Annotated in this window: 18 protein-coding genes; 1 reads left to right on the forward strand and 17 read right to left on the reverse strand. The window is 62.5% G+C overall.

Translation table 11 applies throughout. The features are described from left to right. Positions 1 to 37: 37 nt before the first annotated feature. The 4 genes from rpoB to AC2FNY_RS16505 all read right to left on the reverse strand — a co-directional run bounded on the left by rpoB (position 38) and on the right by AC2FNY_RS16505 (position 6,661). The gene (gene rpoB / locus AC2FNY_RS16490; protein WP_238905876.1) at positions 38 to 4,174 is read right to left on the reverse strand and encodes a DNA-directed RNA polymerase subunit beta; all 4,137 of its coding nucleotides are present in this window, start codon (positions 4,172 to 4,174) and stop codon (positions 38 to 40) included. Positions 4,175 to 4,467: 293 nt separating this feature from the next. Then, positions 4,468 to 4,845 carry a 50S ribosomal protein L7/L12 gene (gene rplL, locus AC2FNY_RS16495; RefSeq protein ID WP_234138799.1) on the reverse strand — a complete coding sequence of 126 codons (378 nt, stop codon included), beginning with the start codon at positions 4,843 to 4,845 and terminating at the stop codon, positions 4,468 to 4,470. 79 nt (positions 4,846 to 4,924) lie between these two features. Further along, entirely contained in the window at positions 4,925 to 5,443 is a 519-nt protein-coding gene (gene rplJ, locus AC2FNY_RS16500) for a 50S ribosomal protein L10 (protein WP_234138817.1), read from the reverse strand. Between the two features lie 291 nt (positions 5,444 to 5,734). Further along, positions 5,735 to 6,661 (reverse strand): glycosyltransferase family 2 protein, encoded by a 927-nt coding sequence (locus AC2FNY_RS16505; RefSeq protein WP_496803112.1) that lies wholly within the window; start codon positions 6,659 to 6,661, stop codon positions 5,735 to 5,737. Between the two features lie 194 nt (positions 6,662 to 6,855). Here AC2FNY_RS16505 and AC2FNY_RS16510 point away from each other — a divergent pair, with 194 nt between their 5' ends. Next, on the forward strand, positions 6,856 to 7,683 hold the full coding sequence (locus AC2FNY_RS16510) for a hypothetical protein (protein ID WP_496803113.1): 828 nt from the start codon (positions 6,856 to 6,858) through the stop codon (positions 7,681 to 7,683). Between the two features lie 85 nt (positions 7,684 to 7,768). Here the strand turns inward: AC2FNY_RS16510 and rplA are convergent, their stop codons facing one another. The 13 genes from rplA to ccoN form a co-directional block, all read right to left on the reverse strand. After that, positions 7,769 to 8,467, reverse strand: a complete 699-nt coding sequence (rplA, locus tag AC2FNY_RS16515; RefSeq protein ID WP_234138796.1) for a 50S ribosomal protein L1 — start codon at positions 8,465 to 8,467, stop codon at positions 7,769 to 7,771. Position 8,468: 1 nt separating this feature from the next. Further along, a complete protein-coding gene (rplK, locus tag AC2FNY_RS16520) occupies positions 8,469 to 8,894 on the reverse strand; it encodes a 50S ribosomal protein L11 (protein WP_234138795.1) in 426 nt (141 codons plus the stop codon). A 215-nt stretch (positions 8,895 to 9,109) separates the two neighbouring features. After that, the gene (gene nusG, locus AC2FNY_RS16525; protein ID WP_234138794.1) at positions 9,110 to 9,643 is read right to left on the reverse strand and encodes a transcription termination/antitermination protein NusG; all 534 of its coding nucleotides are present in this window, start codon (positions 9,641 to 9,643) and stop codon (positions 9,110 to 9,112) included. Positions 9,644 to 9,845: 202 nt separating this feature from the next. Further along, positions 9,846 to 10,043 (reverse strand): preprotein translocase subunit SecE, encoded by a 198-nt coding sequence (secE, locus tag AC2FNY_RS16530; protein WP_234138793.1) that lies wholly within the window; start codon positions 10,041 to 10,043, stop codon positions 9,846 to 9,848. 58 nt (positions 10,044 to 10,101) lie between these two features. Then, positions 10,102 to 10,524, reverse strand: coding sequence for a (R)-mandelonitrile lyase (locus AC2FNY_RS16535; RefSeq protein WP_496803114.1), 423 nt, complete (start codon positions 10,522 to 10,524; stop codon positions 10,102 to 10,104). Positions 10,525 to 10,571: 47 nt separating this feature from the next. Continuing rightward, positions 10,572 to 10,730 carry a cbb3-type cytochrome oxidase assembly protein CcoS gene (gene ccoS, locus AC2FNY_RS16540; RefSeq protein ID WP_234138791.1) on the reverse strand — a complete coding sequence of 53 codons (159 nt, stop codon included), beginning with the start codon at positions 10,728 to 10,730 and terminating at the stop codon, positions 10,572 to 10,574. 4 nt (positions 10,731 to 10,734) lie between these two features. Then, entirely contained in the window at positions 10,735 to 12,912 is a 2,178-nt protein-coding gene (locus tag AC2FNY_RS16545) for a heavy metal translocating P-type ATPase (RefSeq protein WP_496803115.1), read from the reverse strand. Between the two features lie 4 nt (positions 12,913 to 12,916). Further along, positions 12,917 to 13,375: a FixH family protein gene (locus tag AC2FNY_RS16550; RefSeq protein ID WP_234138789.1), complete on the reverse strand. Its 459-nt coding sequence runs from the start codon at positions 13,373 to 13,375 to the stop codon at positions 12,917 to 12,919. 2 nt (positions 13,376 to 13,377) lie between these two features. Continuing rightward, positions 13,378 to 14,706 carry a cytochrome c oxidase accessory protein CcoG gene (gene ccoG / locus AC2FNY_RS16555; protein WP_496803145.1) on the reverse strand — a complete coding sequence of 443 codons (1,329 nt, stop codon included), beginning with the start codon at positions 14,704 to 14,706 and terminating at the stop codon, positions 13,378 to 13,380. Positions 14,707 to 15,188: 482 nt separating this feature from the next. Continuing rightward, complete coding sequence (gene ccoP, locus AC2FNY_RS16560) at positions 15,189 to 16,055, reverse strand: cytochrome-c oxidase, cbb3-type subunit III (RefSeq protein WP_234138787.1); 867 nt, start codon at positions 16,053 to 16,055, stop codon at positions 15,189 to 15,191. Then, on the reverse strand, positions 16,052 to 16,288 hold the full coding sequence (locus AC2FNY_RS16565; protein WP_234144492.1) for a cbb3-type cytochrome c oxidase subunit 3: 237 nt from the start codon (positions 16,286 to 16,288) through the stop codon (positions 16,052 to 16,054). The genes ccoP and AC2FNY_RS16565 overlap by 4 nt, the downstream gene beginning before the upstream one ends. Before the next feature lie 10 nt (positions 16,289 to 16,298). After that, complete coding sequence (ccoO, locus tag AC2FNY_RS16570) at positions 16,299 to 17,027, reverse strand: cytochrome-c oxidase, cbb3-type subunit II (RefSeq protein ID WP_496803116.1); 729 nt, start codon at positions 17,025 to 17,027, stop codon at positions 16,299 to 16,301. Between the two features lie 14 nt (positions 17,028 to 17,041). Then, positions 17,042 to 18,649, reverse strand: a complete 1,608-nt coding sequence (ccoN, locus tag AC2FNY_RS16575; RefSeq protein ID WP_234167642.1) for a cytochrome-c oxidase, cbb3-type subunit I — start codon at positions 18,647 to 18,649, stop codon at positions 17,042 to 17,044. Positions 18,650 to 18,680 lie beyond the last annotated feature (31 nt).

Consider the following 18,680-nt stretch of genomic DNA (forward strand, 5'->3'; position numbering starts at 1 on the left):
CGAAAAATGTGGGGTCGAGAATTTTCGACGAAAATTCTCAGTCCTCCACCTCCGCATCCAGGAGTTCCATGTTCAGGCCGAGGCCGCGGACTTCTTTCACCAGAACGTTGAAGCTCTCGGGAATACCCGCCTCGAAATTGTCCTCGCCCTTGACGATCGACTCGTAGACCTTGGTCCGGCCGGCCACGTCGTCCGACTTCACCGTCAGCATTTCCTGCAGGGTGTAGGCGGCGCCATAAGCTTCCAGAGCCCAGACCTCCATCTCCCCGAAACGCTGACCGCCGAACTGCGCCTTGCCGCCCAGCGGCTGCTGGGTAACCAGGCTGTAGGGGCCGGTGGAACGTGCGTGGATCTTGTCGTCGACCAGGTGGTGCAGCTTGAGCAGATACTTGATACCCACGGTCACCGGGCGCGCGAACTGTTCGCCGGTACGTCCGTCGAACAGAACCGACTGGCCCGAGGTATCGAAACCGGCGCGTGCCAGCGCATCGTTCACATCTGCCTCTTTTGCACCGTCAAAGACGGGCGTCGCGATCGGCACGCCACGGGTGACGTTGCCTGCCGCCTCGACCAGCGTGTCCTCGTCCATGCCCGAGATGCCCTCGGCATAGACATCCTCGCCATAGGCGTGCTTCATCGCGTCCCGCACCGGGGTCAGGTCGCCCGAACGGCGATATTCCTGCAGCGCCTCGTCCACATTCAGGCCCAGACCGCGCGCGGCCCAGCCCATATGGGTTTCGAGGATCTGACCGACGTTCATCCGCGACGGCACACCAAGCGGGTTGAGGCAGAAATCGACCGGGGTACCATCCGCGAGGAACGGCATGTCCTCCATCGGCACCACTTTCGAGATCACACCCTTGTTGCCGTGACGGCCGGCCATCTTGTCGCCCGGCTGCAGCTTGCGCTTCACCGCGATGAACACCTTGACCATCTTCATCACGCCCGGGGGCAGATCGTCGCCGCGACGCACCTTTTCGACCTTGTCTTCGAAACGGGCATCCAGGGCGCGCTTTTGCAGTTCGTACTGCTCGTTCAGCGCCTCGACGATCTGGGCATCCTGCTCACCTTCCAGCGCCAGCATCCACCATTGACCGCGGGTCAGGGTTTCCAGCAGCTCTTCGGTGATCTCGGAACCCGGCTTGATGCCCTTGGGGCCCTTGACCGCTGTCTTGCCCAGAATCAGCGACTTCAGACGCGCATAGATGTTGCGGTCGAGGATTGCCAGCTCGTCGTCCCGGTCACGGGCCAGACGCTCGACTTCCTCGCGCTCGATCTGCAGCGCACGCTCGTCCTTGTCGACGCCGTGGCGGTTGAACACGCGCACCTCGACCACGGTGCCGTAATCGCCCGGCTTGACGCGCAGCGAGGTGTCGCGCACATCGCTGGCCTTTTCGCCGAAGATGGCACGCAGCAGCTTTTCTTCCGGGGTCATCGGGCTTTCGCCCTTGGGCGTGATCTTGCCCACCAGAATGTCGCCCGGCTGCACCTCGGCACCGATATAGACGATACCCGCCTCGTCGAGGTTGCGCAGCGCTTCCTCGCCGACGTTCGGGATGTCGCGGGTGATCTCTTCCGGCCCCAGCTTGGTGTCGCGTGCGGCAACTTCGAATTCCTCGATATGGATCGAGGTAAAGACGTCGTCACGCGCGATGCGTTCCGAGATCAGGATCGAGTCCTCGTAGTTGTAGCCGTTCCACGGCATGAAGGCGACGACCACGTTCTTGCCCAGAGCCAGTTCGCCCATGTCGGTCGAAGGACCGTCGGCGATGACCTCGCCCTTGGAGACCTGCTGACCCACCTTCACCAGCGGACGCTGGTTGATGCAGGTGTTCTGGTTCGAGCGCTGGAACTTGCGCATGCGGTAGATGTCGACGCCCGCATCGCCCAGTTCCAGATCCTCGGTGGCGCGGATCACGATCCGCTGCGCGTCGATCTGGTCGATGATGCCCGCACGCTTGGCCTGAATGGCCGCGCCCGAGTCGATGGCGACCTTTTCCTCGATCCCGGTGCCGACCAGCGGCGCCTCGGCCCGCAGAAGCGGAACCGCCTGACGCTGCATGTTCGAGCCCATCAGAGCGCGGTTGGCGTCGTCGTTTTCGAGGAACGGAATGAGAGAGGCTGCGACCGAAACCAGCTGTTTCGGCGACACGTCGATCAGGTCGACACTTTCCATCGGGGCCAGCGTATAGTCGCCGGCCTGACGGGTGTTGACCAGCTCGTTCACGAACTTGCCATTCTCGTCCAGGGTGGCGTTGGCCTGCGCCACGGTGTGACGCATTTCCTCGGTCGCGGACATATAGTGCACCTCATCGGTGACCTGCCCGTCCTTGACGACGCGATAGGGGGTCTCGATGAAGCCGTATTTGTTCACGCGGGCAAAGGTGGCCAGCGAGTTGATCAGACCGATGTTCGGACCTTCGGGCGTTTCAATGGGGCACATCCGGCCATAGTGGGTCGGGTGCACGTCGCGCACCTCGAAACCGGCACGCTCGCGGGTCAGACCGCCCGGCCCAAGCGCCGAAAGGCGGCGCTTGTGGGTCACTTCGGACAGCGGGTTGGTCTGGTCCATGAACTGGCTGAGCTGCGAGGAGCCGAAGAACTCGCGCACGGCGGCAGCGGCAGGCTTGGCGTTGATCAGGTCCTGCGGCATCACGGTGTCGATCTCGACCGAGGACATGCGCTCCTTGATCGCGCGTTCCATACGCAGCAGACCCACGCGGTACTGGTTCTCCATCAACTCGCCAACCGAGCGCACCCGGCGGTTGCCGAGGTGGTCGATGTCGTCCACGTCGCCCTTGCCGTCGCGCAGCTCCACCAGCGCCTTGATACAGGCGATGATGTCTTCGCGGCGCAGGGTGCGCTGGGTATCGGCGGCATCCAGATCGAGACGCATGTTCATCTTGACCCGGCCCACGGCAGAGAGATCATAACGCTCGCTGTCAAAGAACAGGGTGTCGAACAGGGCCGAAGCGGCCTCGACGGTGGGCGGCTCGCCCGGACGCATGACGCGGTAGATGTCCATGAGCGCGGTTTCCCGGTTCATGTTCTTGTCCTGCGCCATGGTGTTGCGGATGTAGGGACCGACATTGATGTTGTCGATGTCCAGCACCGGGATGTCGGTGATACCGTTGTCGATCAGCTCCTTGACAGTGCCGCCGATCAGATCGCCATCCTTGTCATATTCCAGCGTCAGCTCGTCGCCGGCCTCGACATAGATCGCGCCGGTCTCCTCGTTGATGATGTCCTTGGCCGCGAACTTGCCGACGATATGGTCGAACGGGACCAGCAGATCGGTCACGTTGCCTTCTTCGATCAGCTTCTTCACTGCGCGCGGGGTGACCTTCTTGCCGGCTTCGGCGATCACCTCGCCCGAGGCGGCGTCGATCAGGTCATAGGTCGGACGGGTGCCGCGCACACGCTCGGGGAAGAACGGAGTGACCCAACCGCGCTTCTTCTCCAGGCGATAGGAAACGGTTTTGAAATAGGCATCCATGATGCCTTCCTGATCCAGGCCCAGCGCATAGAGCAGGGTCGTCACCGGCAGTTTGCGGCGACGATCGATACGGGCAAAGACGATGTCCTTGGCGTCGAATTCGAAATCCAGCCACGAGCCGCGATACGGGATGATGCGGCAGGCAAAGAGCAACTTGCCCGAAGAGTGGGTCTTGCCCTTGTCATGGTCGAAGAACACACCGGGCGAGCGGTGCATCTGGGATACGATCACGCGCTCGGTGCCGTTGACGATGAAGGTGCCATTGGGCGTCATCAGAGGCATGTCGCCCATGAACACGTCCTGCTCCTTGATGTCCTTGACGGATTTGGCGCCGGTATCCTCATCCACATCGAACACGATCAGACGCAGCGTGACTTTCAGCGGGGCGCTGTAGGTCATGTCGCGCTGCATGCACTCCTCGACATCGTATTTCGGCTTTTCCAGCTCGTATTTCACGAATTCCAGCACGCTGGTTTCGTTGAAATCCTTGATCGGGAAGACCGACTGGAACACGCCCATGATGCCTTCGCCATCCAGCGGCTGAGGCGCGTCGCCGGAGTTCAGGAACAGGTCGTAGGAGGATTTCTGGACCTCGATGAGGTTCGGCATTTCCAGCACTTCGCGGATTTTGCCGTAATATTTGCGAAGACGTTTCTGGCCAAGGAACGTTTGAGCCATGTCAGATGTCACCTTTCAGTTTCTCACCGGTCAAGGGCACCGCCGGGCCCCGGCGCCTTGACCATTCGAGACGGAGCGTTTCGGATCAATTCATGGCCACCGTCCCGAGTGGCGGCCTCCCGATCCGTGAACCGCGCCTTAGAAAACACCCTGCCGCAAGGGTCCTTTCTAAGACAGGTTCGGCTGGGCCCGGATTTCCCGGGTCCAGCCTCGTAGTTTCGGAGCGCAACCGGAATTTTGCAAAAATTCCGGCCCGTTTTCCGTGTCGGAAAACGGCTCCTGACCGATCGGCCTTAGGCCAGCTCGACCTCGGCGCCAGCTGCTTCCAGCTTTGCCTTGATCTCTTCGGCTTCTGCCTTGGCAACGCCTTCTTTGATCTTGCCGCCGGCTTCGACCAGGTCCTTGGCTTCTTTCAGGCCCAGACCGGTGATGCCGCGAACTTCTTTGATCACGTTGATTTTCGAAGCGCCGGCGTTCTTCAGAACGACGTCGAATTCGGTCTTTTCTTCTTCGGCCGCTGCGCCGGCGTCGCCGCCTGCCGCTGCCATCATCACGGCGCCGCCAGCTGCGGGCTCAATGCCGTATTCATCCTTCAGGATGGTTTTCAGTTCCTGTGCTTCCAGCAGGGTCAGACCCACGATGCTTTCTGCGAGTGCTTTCAGATCAGCCATTTTATCAGCTCTTTCCGTTTACAGTGTGTGTTCCAACGTCAGGGCATATGCCCCACGCAGATCATTCAGTGCCAACCGCTTACGCAGCTTCCGCCTTCTCGATGATGGTGGAAAGGATGCCAGCGATATTGCTTGCAGGTGCGCCAATCGCGCCAGCGATGTTCGAAGCAGGTGCGCCAATGCAGGACACGATCTGAGCAATGAGCTCTTCACGCGACGGCATTTTCGACACGGCTTCGACGCCGGCACGGTCCAGAGCGTTCTCGCCCATTGCACCGCCGAGGATCTCAAATTTCTTGTTATCCTTGGCGAAGCCCTCGGCCACCTTGGCTGCTGCCACGGGGTCCTCGGAATAGGTCAGAACGGTCATACCCGTCAGCAGGTCGGCCATGTTTGCACACGGCTTACCCTCAAGGGCGATTTTGGCGAGCCTGTTCTTGGCAACACGCACAGACCCACCCGCTTCGCGTGCACGCGCGCGCAGGTCCTGCATCTCGGCAACTGTCAGACCGGCGTAGTGAGCAACCACCACGACGCCAGAGCTTTCGAAGATCTGGCCGAGTTCCTCGACCACTTTCTCTTTCTGGGCTCTATCCACAGTTCTCTCCAAATTTGGGATGGTGAACATCCCGGCTCATATTTGCCGGGCTCTCACCCGGCGTTCATGTCCGTTTTACGGGGTGGAGCCAAATAATCGCCCGAGGGTCGAGCCCCCGATCTCTTTGGTCTTTACCCGTCTCAGGCAGGAAATTAAGGCTACGGATGCAGCCACCCACCGTCTTGGACGAAACAAAATAAAGCGCACGACGAATCGCACGCTTTACTTCGCCCCTCCTCTTAGGCCAGAGCGGCAGGGTTTCCAAGGGGTAAAACGACCGTTCGCGCGGGGTCAGGCGGTGGCAAACGTCGCGCCAAAGACCCGGGCCGCGACCCCGTCCACATCGACCGGCGACTCCAGGCAGGCACCTTCGGCCCGCAACCGGTCTAGACGCTCCGGATCGACCGCATGCAGATCGCTGTGCAGCGCCTGCAGACGGCTCTCGGCGTCGGGTTCCACCAACAGCGCCCGGATTCGCTCGGTCAGAGGTACGGTAAAGCCGCTCGACACCAGCCGCCAGTCGAGCTTGGCCCGCCAGATGTCGTAGTCGAGCCCGATGTGATGCAGAAGCGCTGCTGTGCCCACGCGCACCGGCACAAAGGTTTCGGCCATCTCGGCGCCACGTTGCCGCTGCGCCCAATGCTGACGCAGGACCACATCCTTCAGCCCACAACGGATGAAGGATTTACCTTGCGGATGGCCGATCAGCCCCTTGCGCCGAGGCCCGAACAACGCCGCGCTGTCGCCATAGACCCGGCGCGCGGCGTCGCGCTCCATCGGCAGGCGATAGACCGGGCCCGCAGCCCCGTCGGGCGCCGCCACGATCTCGGCGGTCTCGACCCGAATTGCCTCGGCTTCGGCCGGTTGCGCGGCCAGGAATGCCCCGATACCCTCCCCGGGCGCCCACATGAACTCGTCGGCGTCGACATTCAGCAACCATCCATCGGCCTGCCGCCGATAGACCCAGGTTAGCGCCACGTTCTGCCGCTTTGTGAACCGGGTTTCGGGGGTCAGCCCTAGATCCGCCCAGAATTCGGGCGTACACGGCACACAGGTAAGGCGCGGATGCCCGTCGAGGATCGCGATCGCCGGGTCTTGCGGATTGTCGAACAGCAGGGTCACCGCCTCAGCGCCGGCCTCAAGATACCAGGCGGCGAAGCGGAGTGTATCGGCCAGGGTTTCGTTCAGAATGGCGCCAACATGCCAAGGCACCGTCATGCCGCGTTCCGATCGTTCATCACTGCCTGCCTCGTTGATATGCCGCTCTTTTCCGCCGCGTAGCCTATACCGCCGCCCGGCGGCAAGTCAAAGCGGGCCTGGCGCGCGTTGACCCCGGCAAAGGCCGTTGCTAGCATCCCGTCACGCAACGGGCAGCCCCGCCCAAGGCAGCGCAACGCAAAGGGCGGAGGCCGATGACCGAAGCAAACGGTTTCTCACTTCTGACCTTTGTCCTGCAACCGACGCATTGCACTATACTGCGCGACTGGATGGGGTTTTTCGACCAGCCGCCGGATCGCCTTGTCGTACATATCGGCCAGGACCCGGCCATCGCCAAGGAATTGACCGACCTCGCAAGCGCGTTTGGCGCCGAATTGGTGATTGCGGGCCAAACCGATCCCGCCGAGACGACCGAGAACGAAACCGGCCTCTTGTGGCAGCAATTCAATCTGATCGGTGACGATCTAGCTTGTATCGTACGGCTCGACACCCTGCCCTATCGCCAGTCCAATCTACCCTGGCAAGCCGAGGCAATGGAAGCAATGGCCCGCCATGGTGCCCTTTTCCTGACAGGCTCGACCCTTCCGTTTCGCGCCGACACATCCGCGTCCGAAACGGGCCTGATGCGAACGCAACGGTTCAGCAACTGCTTCGCGATCCTGCCTGCACAAGTGTGGCGCGAGGCACAGCAGGCCCAGGAAAGCGGCGCCGATGCCTTTGGCCGGTTTGGCTCCGAAGCGGCGGTGGAACTCTACTGCTCGGAAACCGGGGCCTTTGGTCTGCGCCTGATCAATCGTCCCGACCTGCGTGTGTTTCATTGCCAGGAATGGGGACCGCGCATGGCTGAGGTGCGCGCAGCCTTTCAGGCAGGCCGGGGCATCGCCCCCTTTCTGAAGGGGTATCAGGATGATTTCATGGGCGCCCGGGCTCGGTTCTACATGGAGAAACGCCCCCCCCTGCATCGGCGCGCGCGCATCCTGCTGGGGCGGTGGAAACGCAGCTTGCTGGGGCGGGCGGGCTGAACCGGAAAAAGAAAACCCGGCACTGCGAGAAACAGGCCGGGTTCCCTTGTCTGTATCTGGCGGCCAGAACCGCCAGTCTGACCGCTTAGTTGCCCGAGGCGCTCGCCACGTCAACCGACACGCCCGGACCCATGGTCGAGCTGATCGCGATCTTTTTCAGGTAGGTGCCCTTGGCACCTGCCGGCTTGGCCTTGGCCACAGCATCCACAAAGGCGCGGACGTTTTCGACCAGTTTGGCCTCGTCGAACGACACCTTGCCGACACCGGCATGGATGACGCCGGCTTTTTCGACCTTGAACTGAACTTCACCGCCCTTGGCGTTCTGCACGGCCTGGGCGACATCCATGGTCACGGTGCCGACCTTGGGGTTCGGCATCAGGTTGCGCGGGCCCAGGATTTTACCCAGACGACCGACAACCGGCATCATGTCCGGGGTCGCGATGCAGCGGTCGAACTCGATCTTGCCTGACTGGATGGTTTCCATCAGGTCCTCGGCACCGACGATATCCGCGCCTGCGGCTTGGGCTTCTTCAGCCTTGGGGCCACGGGCGAACACGGCGACGCGCACGGTCTTGCCGGTGCCGTTGGGCAGGCCGACAACGCCGCGGACCATCTGGTCGGCGTGACGCGGGTCAACACCCAGGTTCATCGCGATTTCGACGGTCTCGTCGAACTTGGCCGAGGCGGCCGACTTGACCAGCGCAACGGCTTCTTCGACCGACAGTTCTTCCTTGCCGGCAAAGGCTTCGCGGGCAGCGCGGGTGCGTTTTCCAAGCTTTGCCATCTTACTTCACCTCGATGCCCATGGACCGGGCAGAGCCCAGGATGATCTGCATTGCGCCGTCGATATCGTTGGCGTTCAGATCCTTCATCTTCGCTTCGGCGATCTCGCGGACCTGGGCAACGGTGACGGTGCCGGCGGTCGCGCGCGAGGGGGTCTTGGAACCCGACTGGATCTTGGCGGCTTTCTTCAGGAAATAGGACGCGGGCGGCGTCTTGATGTCCATGGTAAAGGACTTGTCCTGATAATAGGAAATCACGGTCGGGCAGGGTGCGCCCACTTCCATGTCTGCGGTCTTGGCATTGAACGCCTTGCAGAATTCCATGATGTTGATGCCGCGCTGACCCAGCGCCGGACCAACTGGCGGCGACGGGTTCGCCTTGCCTGCGGGCACCTGAAGCTTCAGCGTGCCGATCAGTTTCTTGGCCATTGGCCTTCTCCTTTTCAACTCCACCGGAACGCGATCCGGCAGATGCTATTGATGTGGTCCGACATCCGGGGCGCGCCCCCTCCGTCTCCCACGGGATTCGCCGCCCAAGGGCGGCATCGGGTGCCGATAGACCGGATCGCCCGGCAATGCAAGGGCCGCGCGCGGTAAAGGTCCAAGGCGCCGATGGTTTGAAGGGCAGCGCAGCCTTGCCGCGATCAGCCCTGTTTCGAAACCTGGGTAAAGTCGAGCTCGACAGGGGTTTCGCGACCGAAGATCGACACCGAGACGCGCAGTTTCTGGCTGTCGTCATCGACACCCTCGACCATGCCATCGAAGCCTTCGAACGGGCCGTCATTGACCTTGACGCGCTCGCCGATCTCGAACGAGATCAGGGTGCGCGGCGCCTCTTCGCCTTCCTGCACGCGGTTGAGGATCTGGTTGACCTCGGCATCGCGCATCGGCATCGGGCGACCCTGCGGGCCCAGGAAACCGGTGACCCGGTTGATCGTGTTGATCAGGTGATAGCCCTGGTCGGACATTTCCATGTGCACCAGCACATAGCCGGGCATGAACCGGCGCTCGGTCGAGACCTTCTTGCCGCGGCGCACCTCTATGACCTCTTCGGTCGGCACCAGCACCTCGTCGATCTGATCTTCAAGCCCGTGTTCGGCGACCGAGGCGCGGATCGTCTCGGCGACCTTCTTTTCGAAGTTCGAAAGCACGCTGACCGAATACCACCGTTTCGCCATGACCCTGTCGTCCTCGTCTTCTGGCCGGTCCGCGGGCGCGTCCCGGAGCATTTCTGAATTGTGGCCACCCATTGAGCGGCCCGCCGGAACAAAAAGCGGCGCGCAGCTCGAATCGCCGCACGCCCGTCCCGAAGGTACTGCGTGACCTAGCCCCTGATCCGGCGATGTGCAAGGCCGGATTGCGCCGCGACGCGGGCCCTGGTCAGTTGAACATGCCCAGCAACAGTTGCAGCCCGCCCCGGATCGACAGGTCGACCAGCGCGAAGAAAACAGCCGTCAACGCCGCCATGATGAACACCATCACCGTGGTCAGCAGCACCTCGCGGCGGGTCGGCCAGACGACCTTGGACACTTCGGCGCGGACCTGCTGGATGAACTGGATCGGGTTGATGGTGGCCATATGCCTGACTTCTCTCTGCTTGCGGACTATCGGCACATAGCCGGAGCAGGCCGCGAATTCAAGGCCGGTTCGGCACCGCCTGGGGAGGGGTCAGATAGTCGGCGTCGCTCACCTTCTCCAGCCAATTGGCGACCTGACCGTCTTCGGCCTCCTGAATGGCCAGATGCACCATGCCGGTTTCCGGGCCGGCGCCGTGCCAGTGCTCCTCGCCGGGCGGGATCCAGACCGTATCGCCCGCGCGGATCACGCGCGGGGCGGCCTCGCGCAGGCCGACCAGACCGGTGCCGGACAGCACATACAGCGTCTGGCCCAGCGGATGAGTATGCCATGCAGTACGCGCACCCGGTTCGAACCCGACCCGCAGCGCCCGCACCCGCGCGGGCGCCGGCGCCTCGATCACCGGATCCTGCCAGACGGTACCGGTGAACCAATCCGACCGCGCTTTGCGCGTCGGGCGACTGCCATTCTCATGGATATCCATCTTATCCCTCCCCTTCGGTTCCAACTCTGGCGCAGGGCGCGGCGGGGTCAAGGCTTGGGCTTGTCGTCCCAGTCCCCCGACAGGATACGGCGCGCGTCGCCCTCGGGGTCGTCATACTGGTCGGATCGAACCGTATAGACAAAAGCCAGCAGGCCCACCGCCCCCAGGATCAGCGATATCGGGATCAGGATCGTCAGGACTTCCATCAACTCACCTCAGGCGCAGGGCATTCAGAGATACGGTAATCGACGAGGTCGACATCGCCAAGGCCGCGATCAGCGGCGAGCAGAGACCAACAACCGCCAGCGGCACCGCGATCACGTTATAGACAGTGGCGATGCGGAAGTTTTCGCGGATACGTCTGGTCGCGCGGACGGCTGTGTCGCAGGCCCCCGCAATCGGTGACAGGTCGGTACCCAGCAGCACGATATCAGACGCCACGCGCGCGGCGTCCAGCGCCGAGGCCGGTGAGATCGAGACATGGGCGGCGGCCAGAGCGGCGGTATCGTTCAATCCGTCGCCCACCATCAGCACCCGCTTGCCCGCGTCGGCCAATGCCTGCACCCGATCGGCCTTGTCCTGCGGCAGGGCCTCTGCCATCCAGGTCTCGATCCCCAGACGCCGGGCCAGCGCCTCGACCGCGCCGGTGGTATCGCCCGAAATCAGCAGAACCTCCTTGCCCGCAGCCTTGAGGCCCGAGACGGTTTCCTCGGCCCCCGGGCGCAGCGCGTCGGAGAACAGAAAGGCCACCGGCGCCCGGTCGCCGACCGCCAGCCAGGCCGAGGTCTGCGCGGCCTGTTCAGCGCCCACCCAGGCGGCACGGCCCAGCCGCACCCGTTGCCCCTGCCAGACACCTTCGGTGCCGAAGCCCGGCACCTCGGTCACGTCGTCGATCCGGGCCGGATGCAGCCCCGCAGCCCGCGCCGCGCGGGTGATCGCAACGGAAAGCGGATGCGAGGATGCCTCGGCCAGGGCCAGCGCGACCTCCATGTCGGCACGGCGGTGATCGCCCAGATTGGTCAGTTCGGGCGTGCCCGCCGTCAGCGTGCCGGTCTTGTCGAACACCACCGTGTCCACTTCGGCCAGACGTTCCAGCGCGGTGGCATGCTTGATCAGCATTCCCCGCTTGAAAAGACGCCCCGAGGCGGCCGTGGTCACCGCCGGCACCGCAAGGCCCAGCGCACAGGGGCAGGTGATGATCAGCACGGCGGCGGCGATGTTGAGCGCGGTGCGCACATCCCAGCTGTAGAGATACCAGCCGACAAAACTGAGCGCCGAAAGGATATGCACCCCCGGCGCATAGAGTTTCGCGGCGCTGTCGGCCAGTGAGGTATAGCGCGAGCGCCCGCTTTCGGCGATGGCCACCAGATCGGCCATGCGGTGCAGCGAGGTATCCTGTCCCACCGCGCTGGCGCGGATCACCAGCGGGCCGGTCAGGTTGACCTCGCCCGCGCTGACCACAAGCCCCGGTTCGGCAAAGATCGGCAGCGTTTCGCCGGTGAGCAGCGAGCGGTCCAGTTCCGAACGCCCCTCGACAATCTCGCCATCGACGGGCATCCGCCCGCCGGGGCGCACCAGGATCAGGTCGCCCACCGCCAGCTGCGCAACGGCGACCTCGGTTTCGACCCCGTCTTGCAGCCGGATCGCGCGCGGCACCTCCAGCGCGGCCAGTTCCTCGGCTGCGGATCGGGCCACGGCGCGGGTACGGTAATCCAGGTAGCGACCTGCAAGCAGGAAAAAGGTCAGCGTCAACGCCGCATCGAAATAGGCATGTTCGCCGCTCAACGAGGTTTCCCAAAGCGAGGTGACCAGCGCCAGAACGATGGCCAACACGATGGGTACATCCATGTTGAGCCGCTTTGCCTTGAGCGCCCCCCAGGCGCTGACAAAGAAAGGTTGGCCGGAAAAGGCGATGGCAGGCATCGCGATGGCGGCGGAGATCCAGTGGAACATGTCCCGCGTCGCATCCGAGGCACCGGACCACACCGAGACCGACAGCAGCATCACGTTCATCGAGGCAAAGCCCGCCACCGCCAGCCGCATCAGCAGGTCGCGCCCGGCCCGGTCGCTGCGGGTCGCGTTGAGCGTGCCGGGATCCAGCTCGTGCGCCTCGTATCCGACACGCTCCAGCACCGGGATCAGATCGGCGGCGCGCAGCTCGGGCCCGGCCTTGATCAGGGCCCGTTTCAGCGTCAGGTTCACCCGCGCATCCTCGACCCCCGGATGCGCCTGCAAGGCGCGCTCGACCGTCGAGATACAGGCCGAACAGTGGATGCCCGGCAAAGACAGCGCGATCTGCACATCCTCGGGCACCGGGCGGGCCGGCTGGGCCGGGACCGCAACACAGGCCGGACAGGCCGCAGGCGAGGGGCGAAGTTGCGCCGTCATCGGGTCAACCCTTCACATGCAAAACGACGCGTTGGATAAATTCGGTGCCGTCCTCGGCCCGCGCCACCATGCGGATGTTCCAATTGCCATCACCCAGTTCCGCCTTGGCCACATAGGCCGTGCCGTCAAAGGCGAAATCGGGCGCGAAATCCTCTTGCACATGGGTGGCGCGACCCAACACCGCCTTCAGTTCGGAAACCTCGACCGGCTTGCCCGCCTGATCGGTGATCGACAGGACCACCAGGCCACCGGTCGCATCGGCGCGCACATGCCAGCCCAGCGCCTCTTGCGCGTCGCGGCGGGTGTCGAATTCCTGGCTGGCGACATAGGAGTTCTTAACCTCCAGACCCGGAAAGGTCTTGATCGCGCTATAAGCCAGCAGGATGTTCACCCCGATGATGATACCGAATGCGCCGACAAAGACCATGGCGGCATGTTTGCCGGTGAAGGTGCGCTCAGCCATCTTCAGTTCCCCCGTCCGTTGAATGTCGTGTCCTTATAGGCGCGCTCGCCGTTGCTCTGATCCTCGACCCAGATACGGACATCTGTGCTGGCCGCTTGCGATGGGGCCGCGTCCTTGGGTGTCACGATATAGACCCGTTGCAAAAAGGCGGTATCGGCAGGAACGGCGACCTTGTTATCGGGCAGGCCTTCGAGCTCGATCCGCATCGCCGGATCGCCGACCACGGACAGCTGGAACGGGCGTTCCTCACCATGCTTGTTGCGCAGTCGCACGTCATAGGTGTTGCGGATCGACCCGTCCGAAAGGGTAACAAAGGTCGGATTGCGTACCGGCGCCACCGTCAGGTCGATGTCGGACCGGATGAACAGCGCGAACAGCAACGCGAAACCGACCAGCGACCAGAGACTGGTATACATGATGGTGCGCGGCCGCAGGATATGCTTCCAAATGTTCTTGGGCGGGTGACCGGCGCGCTCGGCCTCTTCGTCCTTGAGCGCCATATAGTCGATCAGTCCGCGCGGCTTGCCGATCTTCTCCATCATGTCGTCACAGGCGTCGATACACAGCGCGCAGGTGATGCATTCCAGCTGCTGGCCATCTCGGATGTCGATCCCGACCGGGCAGACGTTGACGCAGGCCATACAGTCGATGCAATCGCCCAGTTCCGAATCCTCGGTGCGCTTGCCCTTGCCGCGCGGCTCGCCCCGCCATTCGCGGTAGCCCACGACCAGCGTATCCTCGTCCATCATCGCGGCCTGAATACGCGGCCAGGGGCAGGCGTAAATACAGATTTGCTCGCGCGCGAAACCACCGAAAAAGAAGGTGGTAAAGGTCAGCACGGCCATCGTCGTATAGGCGATGGGGTGGGCGTTGCCGGTCATCAGATCACGCAGCAGCGTCGGCGCATCCGCGAAATAGAACACCCACGCCCCGCCGGTGGCGAGACCGATCAACAACCAGGCGGTCCATTTGGTGATCCTGAGCCGCGCCTTGCGGAAATCGAGCTTTTTCTGGCGGTGCAGGCGCAGACGGGCGTTGCGGTCGCCCTCGATCCAGCGTTCGACCAGAATGAAGAGGTCGGTCCACACTGTCTGCGGACAGGCATAACCGCACCAGACCCGGCCCAGCGCCGAAGTGAACAGGAACAGGCCCAGCCCCGCCATGATCAGCAGACCCGCGACAAAATAGAATTCGTGCGGCCAGATCTCGATCCAGAAGAAGTAAAAGCGCCGGTTGGCCATATCCAGCAAAACCGCCTGATCCGGCAGGCTGGGTCCACGATCCCAGCGAATCCAGGGTGTCAGATAGTAAATCCCCAGCGTTACCGCCATGATGAACCATTTGAGATTGCGGAACGTGCCCGATACGCGCCGCGGGAATATGGGCTCTCGGGCAGCGTAAAGGCTGGGTTCTGGGGTCGACTCGCTCACGGACTCACTCCGGTTTTGGCTATTCTACAGCGCGACTTCTTCCAGATGCGCGCGCGACAGACTTTGACATGGGTCAAAAAGCGTATCTGTGGCGCAGCTTTTGATGCTGCAATTGCATCGGGCGTTACGTCGCACGCGGCCAAAACGACCGAAAACATTGTACAAATGGCGCATCCATTCGCTGAGCATCACGAAATAGTGATTACATCCCAAGCCATTAACTGTTCCGCGCCCCTGTCACAAAAAAGATCCGCCGACCGGATTGGTCGGCGGATGCTTTGTCATTATGACTAAAGGCGCCGGCTGTTCAGGAAACGCGCGAACAGATCGAACAGCCGACGCCACCCTCCGGGCCGCGATAGCAGCCCGGAGGTATCCTTATGCTACTCGCCACCGCCCAGCTGGTGGACATAGACCGAAACCGCGCGGATCTGCGCTTCGGTCAGGCGGCTGTCCCACGGAGGCATCACGCCAAAGCGGGCGTTGTTCACCGACTCTGCGATCGCAGCGTAATCGCCACCATAGAGCCAGATGGCATCCGCCAGGTTGGGGGCACCCTGCGCGCGGTCGCCAGTGGCGTCCTCGGCATGGCAGGACGAGCAGTTGTCCTCGAAGACCACTGCACCGGCCGCCACCTGAGAGGCATCCTGCGGCTCACCCGACAGTGACATCACGAAATTGACCACCTGGTCGATCTCGGCAGCTTCCAGCAACTCGTCACGGCCAAAGGCGGGCATCTCGGAATAGCGCGCATCGTCGTTTTCCGTGTTCCGGATACCGACAGTGACGGTTTCGTGGATCTCCTCGACTGAACCACCCCACAGCCAATCGTCATCCAGCAGGTTGGGATAACCCACCGCACCGGCGGCGCCCGACCCGTGACACTGGGCGCACCAGGTCTTGAACACCGCAGACCCCGCCGACACGGCATAGGAGTTCAGATCCGCATCCGATGCGATCGCGGTCAGTTCGACTGACTCCAGCTTGGCATTGATCGGGGCGTTTGCCTCTTCCACTGCGGCGATATCGTTCGCCACATTGGCCCGCGTCGACCAGCCCATCACCCCGGCGGTGGCCGAGTTGATCATGGGCCAGGCCGGATAGGCAATGGTATAGCCGATGCCCCAGATGATGCAGAGATAGAAGGTCCACAGCCACCAGCGGGGAAGCGGGTTGTTGTATTCCTCGATCCCGTCCCAGCTGTGGCCGGTGGTTTCGACCTCTTGTTTCTGAACAGGTTTCTTGCTCATTGCCGCGCCTCCTTGAATGTGGCGGGTTTGTCGTTGCCTCGCAGGGGCGCTGCCGTAACGCCCTGACGGGGCGCAGGTGCGTCCGCATGCCGAAACGGGATGTTGGCGGTGTCGTCATAGGTTCTGGTCGATCCCGGGCGGAACACCCAGACCACCACACCGATGAAGAACGCGAACAGTGCAAGCAGCATCCAGCTGTCCGCGAACTGCCGCAAAAGGGTATATTCTTCCATGTCCCCCTCCTCAGCGGCTCGCGTCCGGCGTGAAGGTCGAGAAATCGACCAACGTACCCAGCATTTGCAGATAGGCGATCAGCGCATCGGCCTCGGAGACACCCGGCTGGCCGTCGAAGTTGCGCACATTGACCTTGTCGCCATAACGCTCCAGCAGCCCGTCATAGTCGCTGTCGGGATCGGCCTGGGCGGCAAAGTCGGATTGGGCGGCTTCGATCATCTCGTCCGTGTAAGGCACGCCGACGATCGCGTTGGCGGCCATGAGATCACCGATATACTTGCCGTCGATCATGGTGCGTTCCAGGTAGCCATATTTGGGCATCACCGATTCCGGCACCACCGATTGCGGGTCGCGCATGTGATCCACGTGCCAGTCATCCGAGTAACGGCCGCCCACGCGGGCCAGGTCGGGCCCGGTCCGCTTGGACCCCCACTGGAACGGGTGATCGTACATCGATTCCGCCGCCAGCGAGTAGTGGCCATAGCGTTCGACCTCGTCCCGCATGGGGCGGATCATCTGGCTGTGGCACACATAGCAGCCTTCGCGAATGTAGACTTCGCGCCCCGCCATCTCGAGAGGGGTGTAGGGCCGCATGCCCTCCACCTTCTCGATGGTGTTTTCCAGCCAGAACAGCGGTGCGATCTGCACGATGCCGCCGATGGTCACGACCAGAAAGCTGAAGATCAGCAGGAGGGTCGCGTTGGTCTCGAGGATTTTATGTTTGTCGAGAATTGCCATTGCTCCGGCCCTCCTTATTCAGCCGGGACCGCGACGGACAGGCTGGCCTCTTTGGCCGGTGCCTTCCGAACGGTCATCCACAGGTTGTAGCACATGATGATGGCACCGGTGAGGTACAGGACCCCGCCCAGACCACGCACCACATACATTGGGAACTTGGCGGCCACGGTGTCGGCGAACGAGTTCACCAGGAAGCCGTTTGCATCCACTTCGCGCCACATCAGGCCTTCCATGATACCGGTCACCCACATCGAGGCGGCGTAGAGCACGATGCCGATGGTGGCGAGCCAGAAGTGGTAGTTCACCAGTTTCAGCGAGTAGAGGCGATCCCGCTTCCACAGCACCGGCACCAGGAAGTAGAGCGCGCCGAAGGTGATCATGCCGTTCCAGCCCAGCGCACCCGAGTGCACGTGACCGATGGTCCAGTCGGTGTAGTGGCTCAGCGAGTTCACCGCGCGGATCGACATCATCGGGCCTTCGAAGGTCGACATTCCGTAGAAACCGACCGAGATCACCATCATCCGGATGATGGGATCGGTGCGCAGCTTGTCCCAGGCGCCCGAGAGCGTCATCAGACCGTTGATCATGCCACCCCAGGACGGCATCCACAGCACGACCGAGAACACCATGCCCAGCGTCGAGGCCCAGTCAGGCAGCGCGGTATAGTGCAGGTGGTGCGGACCGGCCCAGATATAGATGAAGATCAGCGCCCAGAAGTGGATGATCGACAGCTTGTAGCTGAACACCGGACGTTCGGCCTGTTTCGGGATGAAATAATACATCATGCCGAGGAAGCCGGCGGTCAGGAAAAAGCCCACGGCGTTGTGGCCATACCACCACTGCACCATGGCGTCCTGCACGCCCGGCCACACGATGACCGATTTCGAACCCCAGATGCTGACGGGGATGGTCAGGTTGTTGACCACATGCAGCATGGCGACGGTGACGATGAAGCTCAGATAGAACCAGTTGGCCACATAGATATGGGGTTCCTTGCGCTTGATGATCGTGCCCAGGAAAACGGCCAGATAGGCCACCCAGACCACCGTCAGCCACAGGTCCACATACCATTCGGGCTCGGCATATTCCTTGGACTGGGTACCGCCCAGCAGATAGCCGGTTGCCGCCAGCACGATGAACAGCTGGTAACCCCAGAACACGAACCACGCCAGATTGCCGCCCCAGAGCCGCGCGGCGCTGGTGCGCTGAACCACATAGAACGAGGTCGCGATCAGCGCGTTACCGCCAAATGCGAAAATCACCGCCGAGGTGTGCAGCGGGCGCAGACGACCGAAATTGGCATAACCCTGGGCCCATTCGAAATTGAGCCCCGGAAAGGCGAGTTGAAATGCGATGAACGTCCCGGCGAGAAAGCCGACGACGCCCCAGAATGCGGTTGCGATGACACCGTAACGGACGACATCGTCCATGTATTCGCCCGACAGGTCGAGCAGACCGCCGGCCTCGTCGGTTTTGCGCAGCGTCCAGATGAACAGCCCACCGGAGACAAGCAGCACGATGACTGCATGCACCATGTAAGCCACGTCGCGCGCATAGTTGATCCCCATCGCCGCGAACAGCGCGATGAGACCAAGCGCGATGAGCTTGATATAGTTCGACATATTGCGTCCCTTTGCCTTGTCCCGCGCGATT

This window comes from Ruegeria sp. BHSC223, from assembly GCF_059613025.1.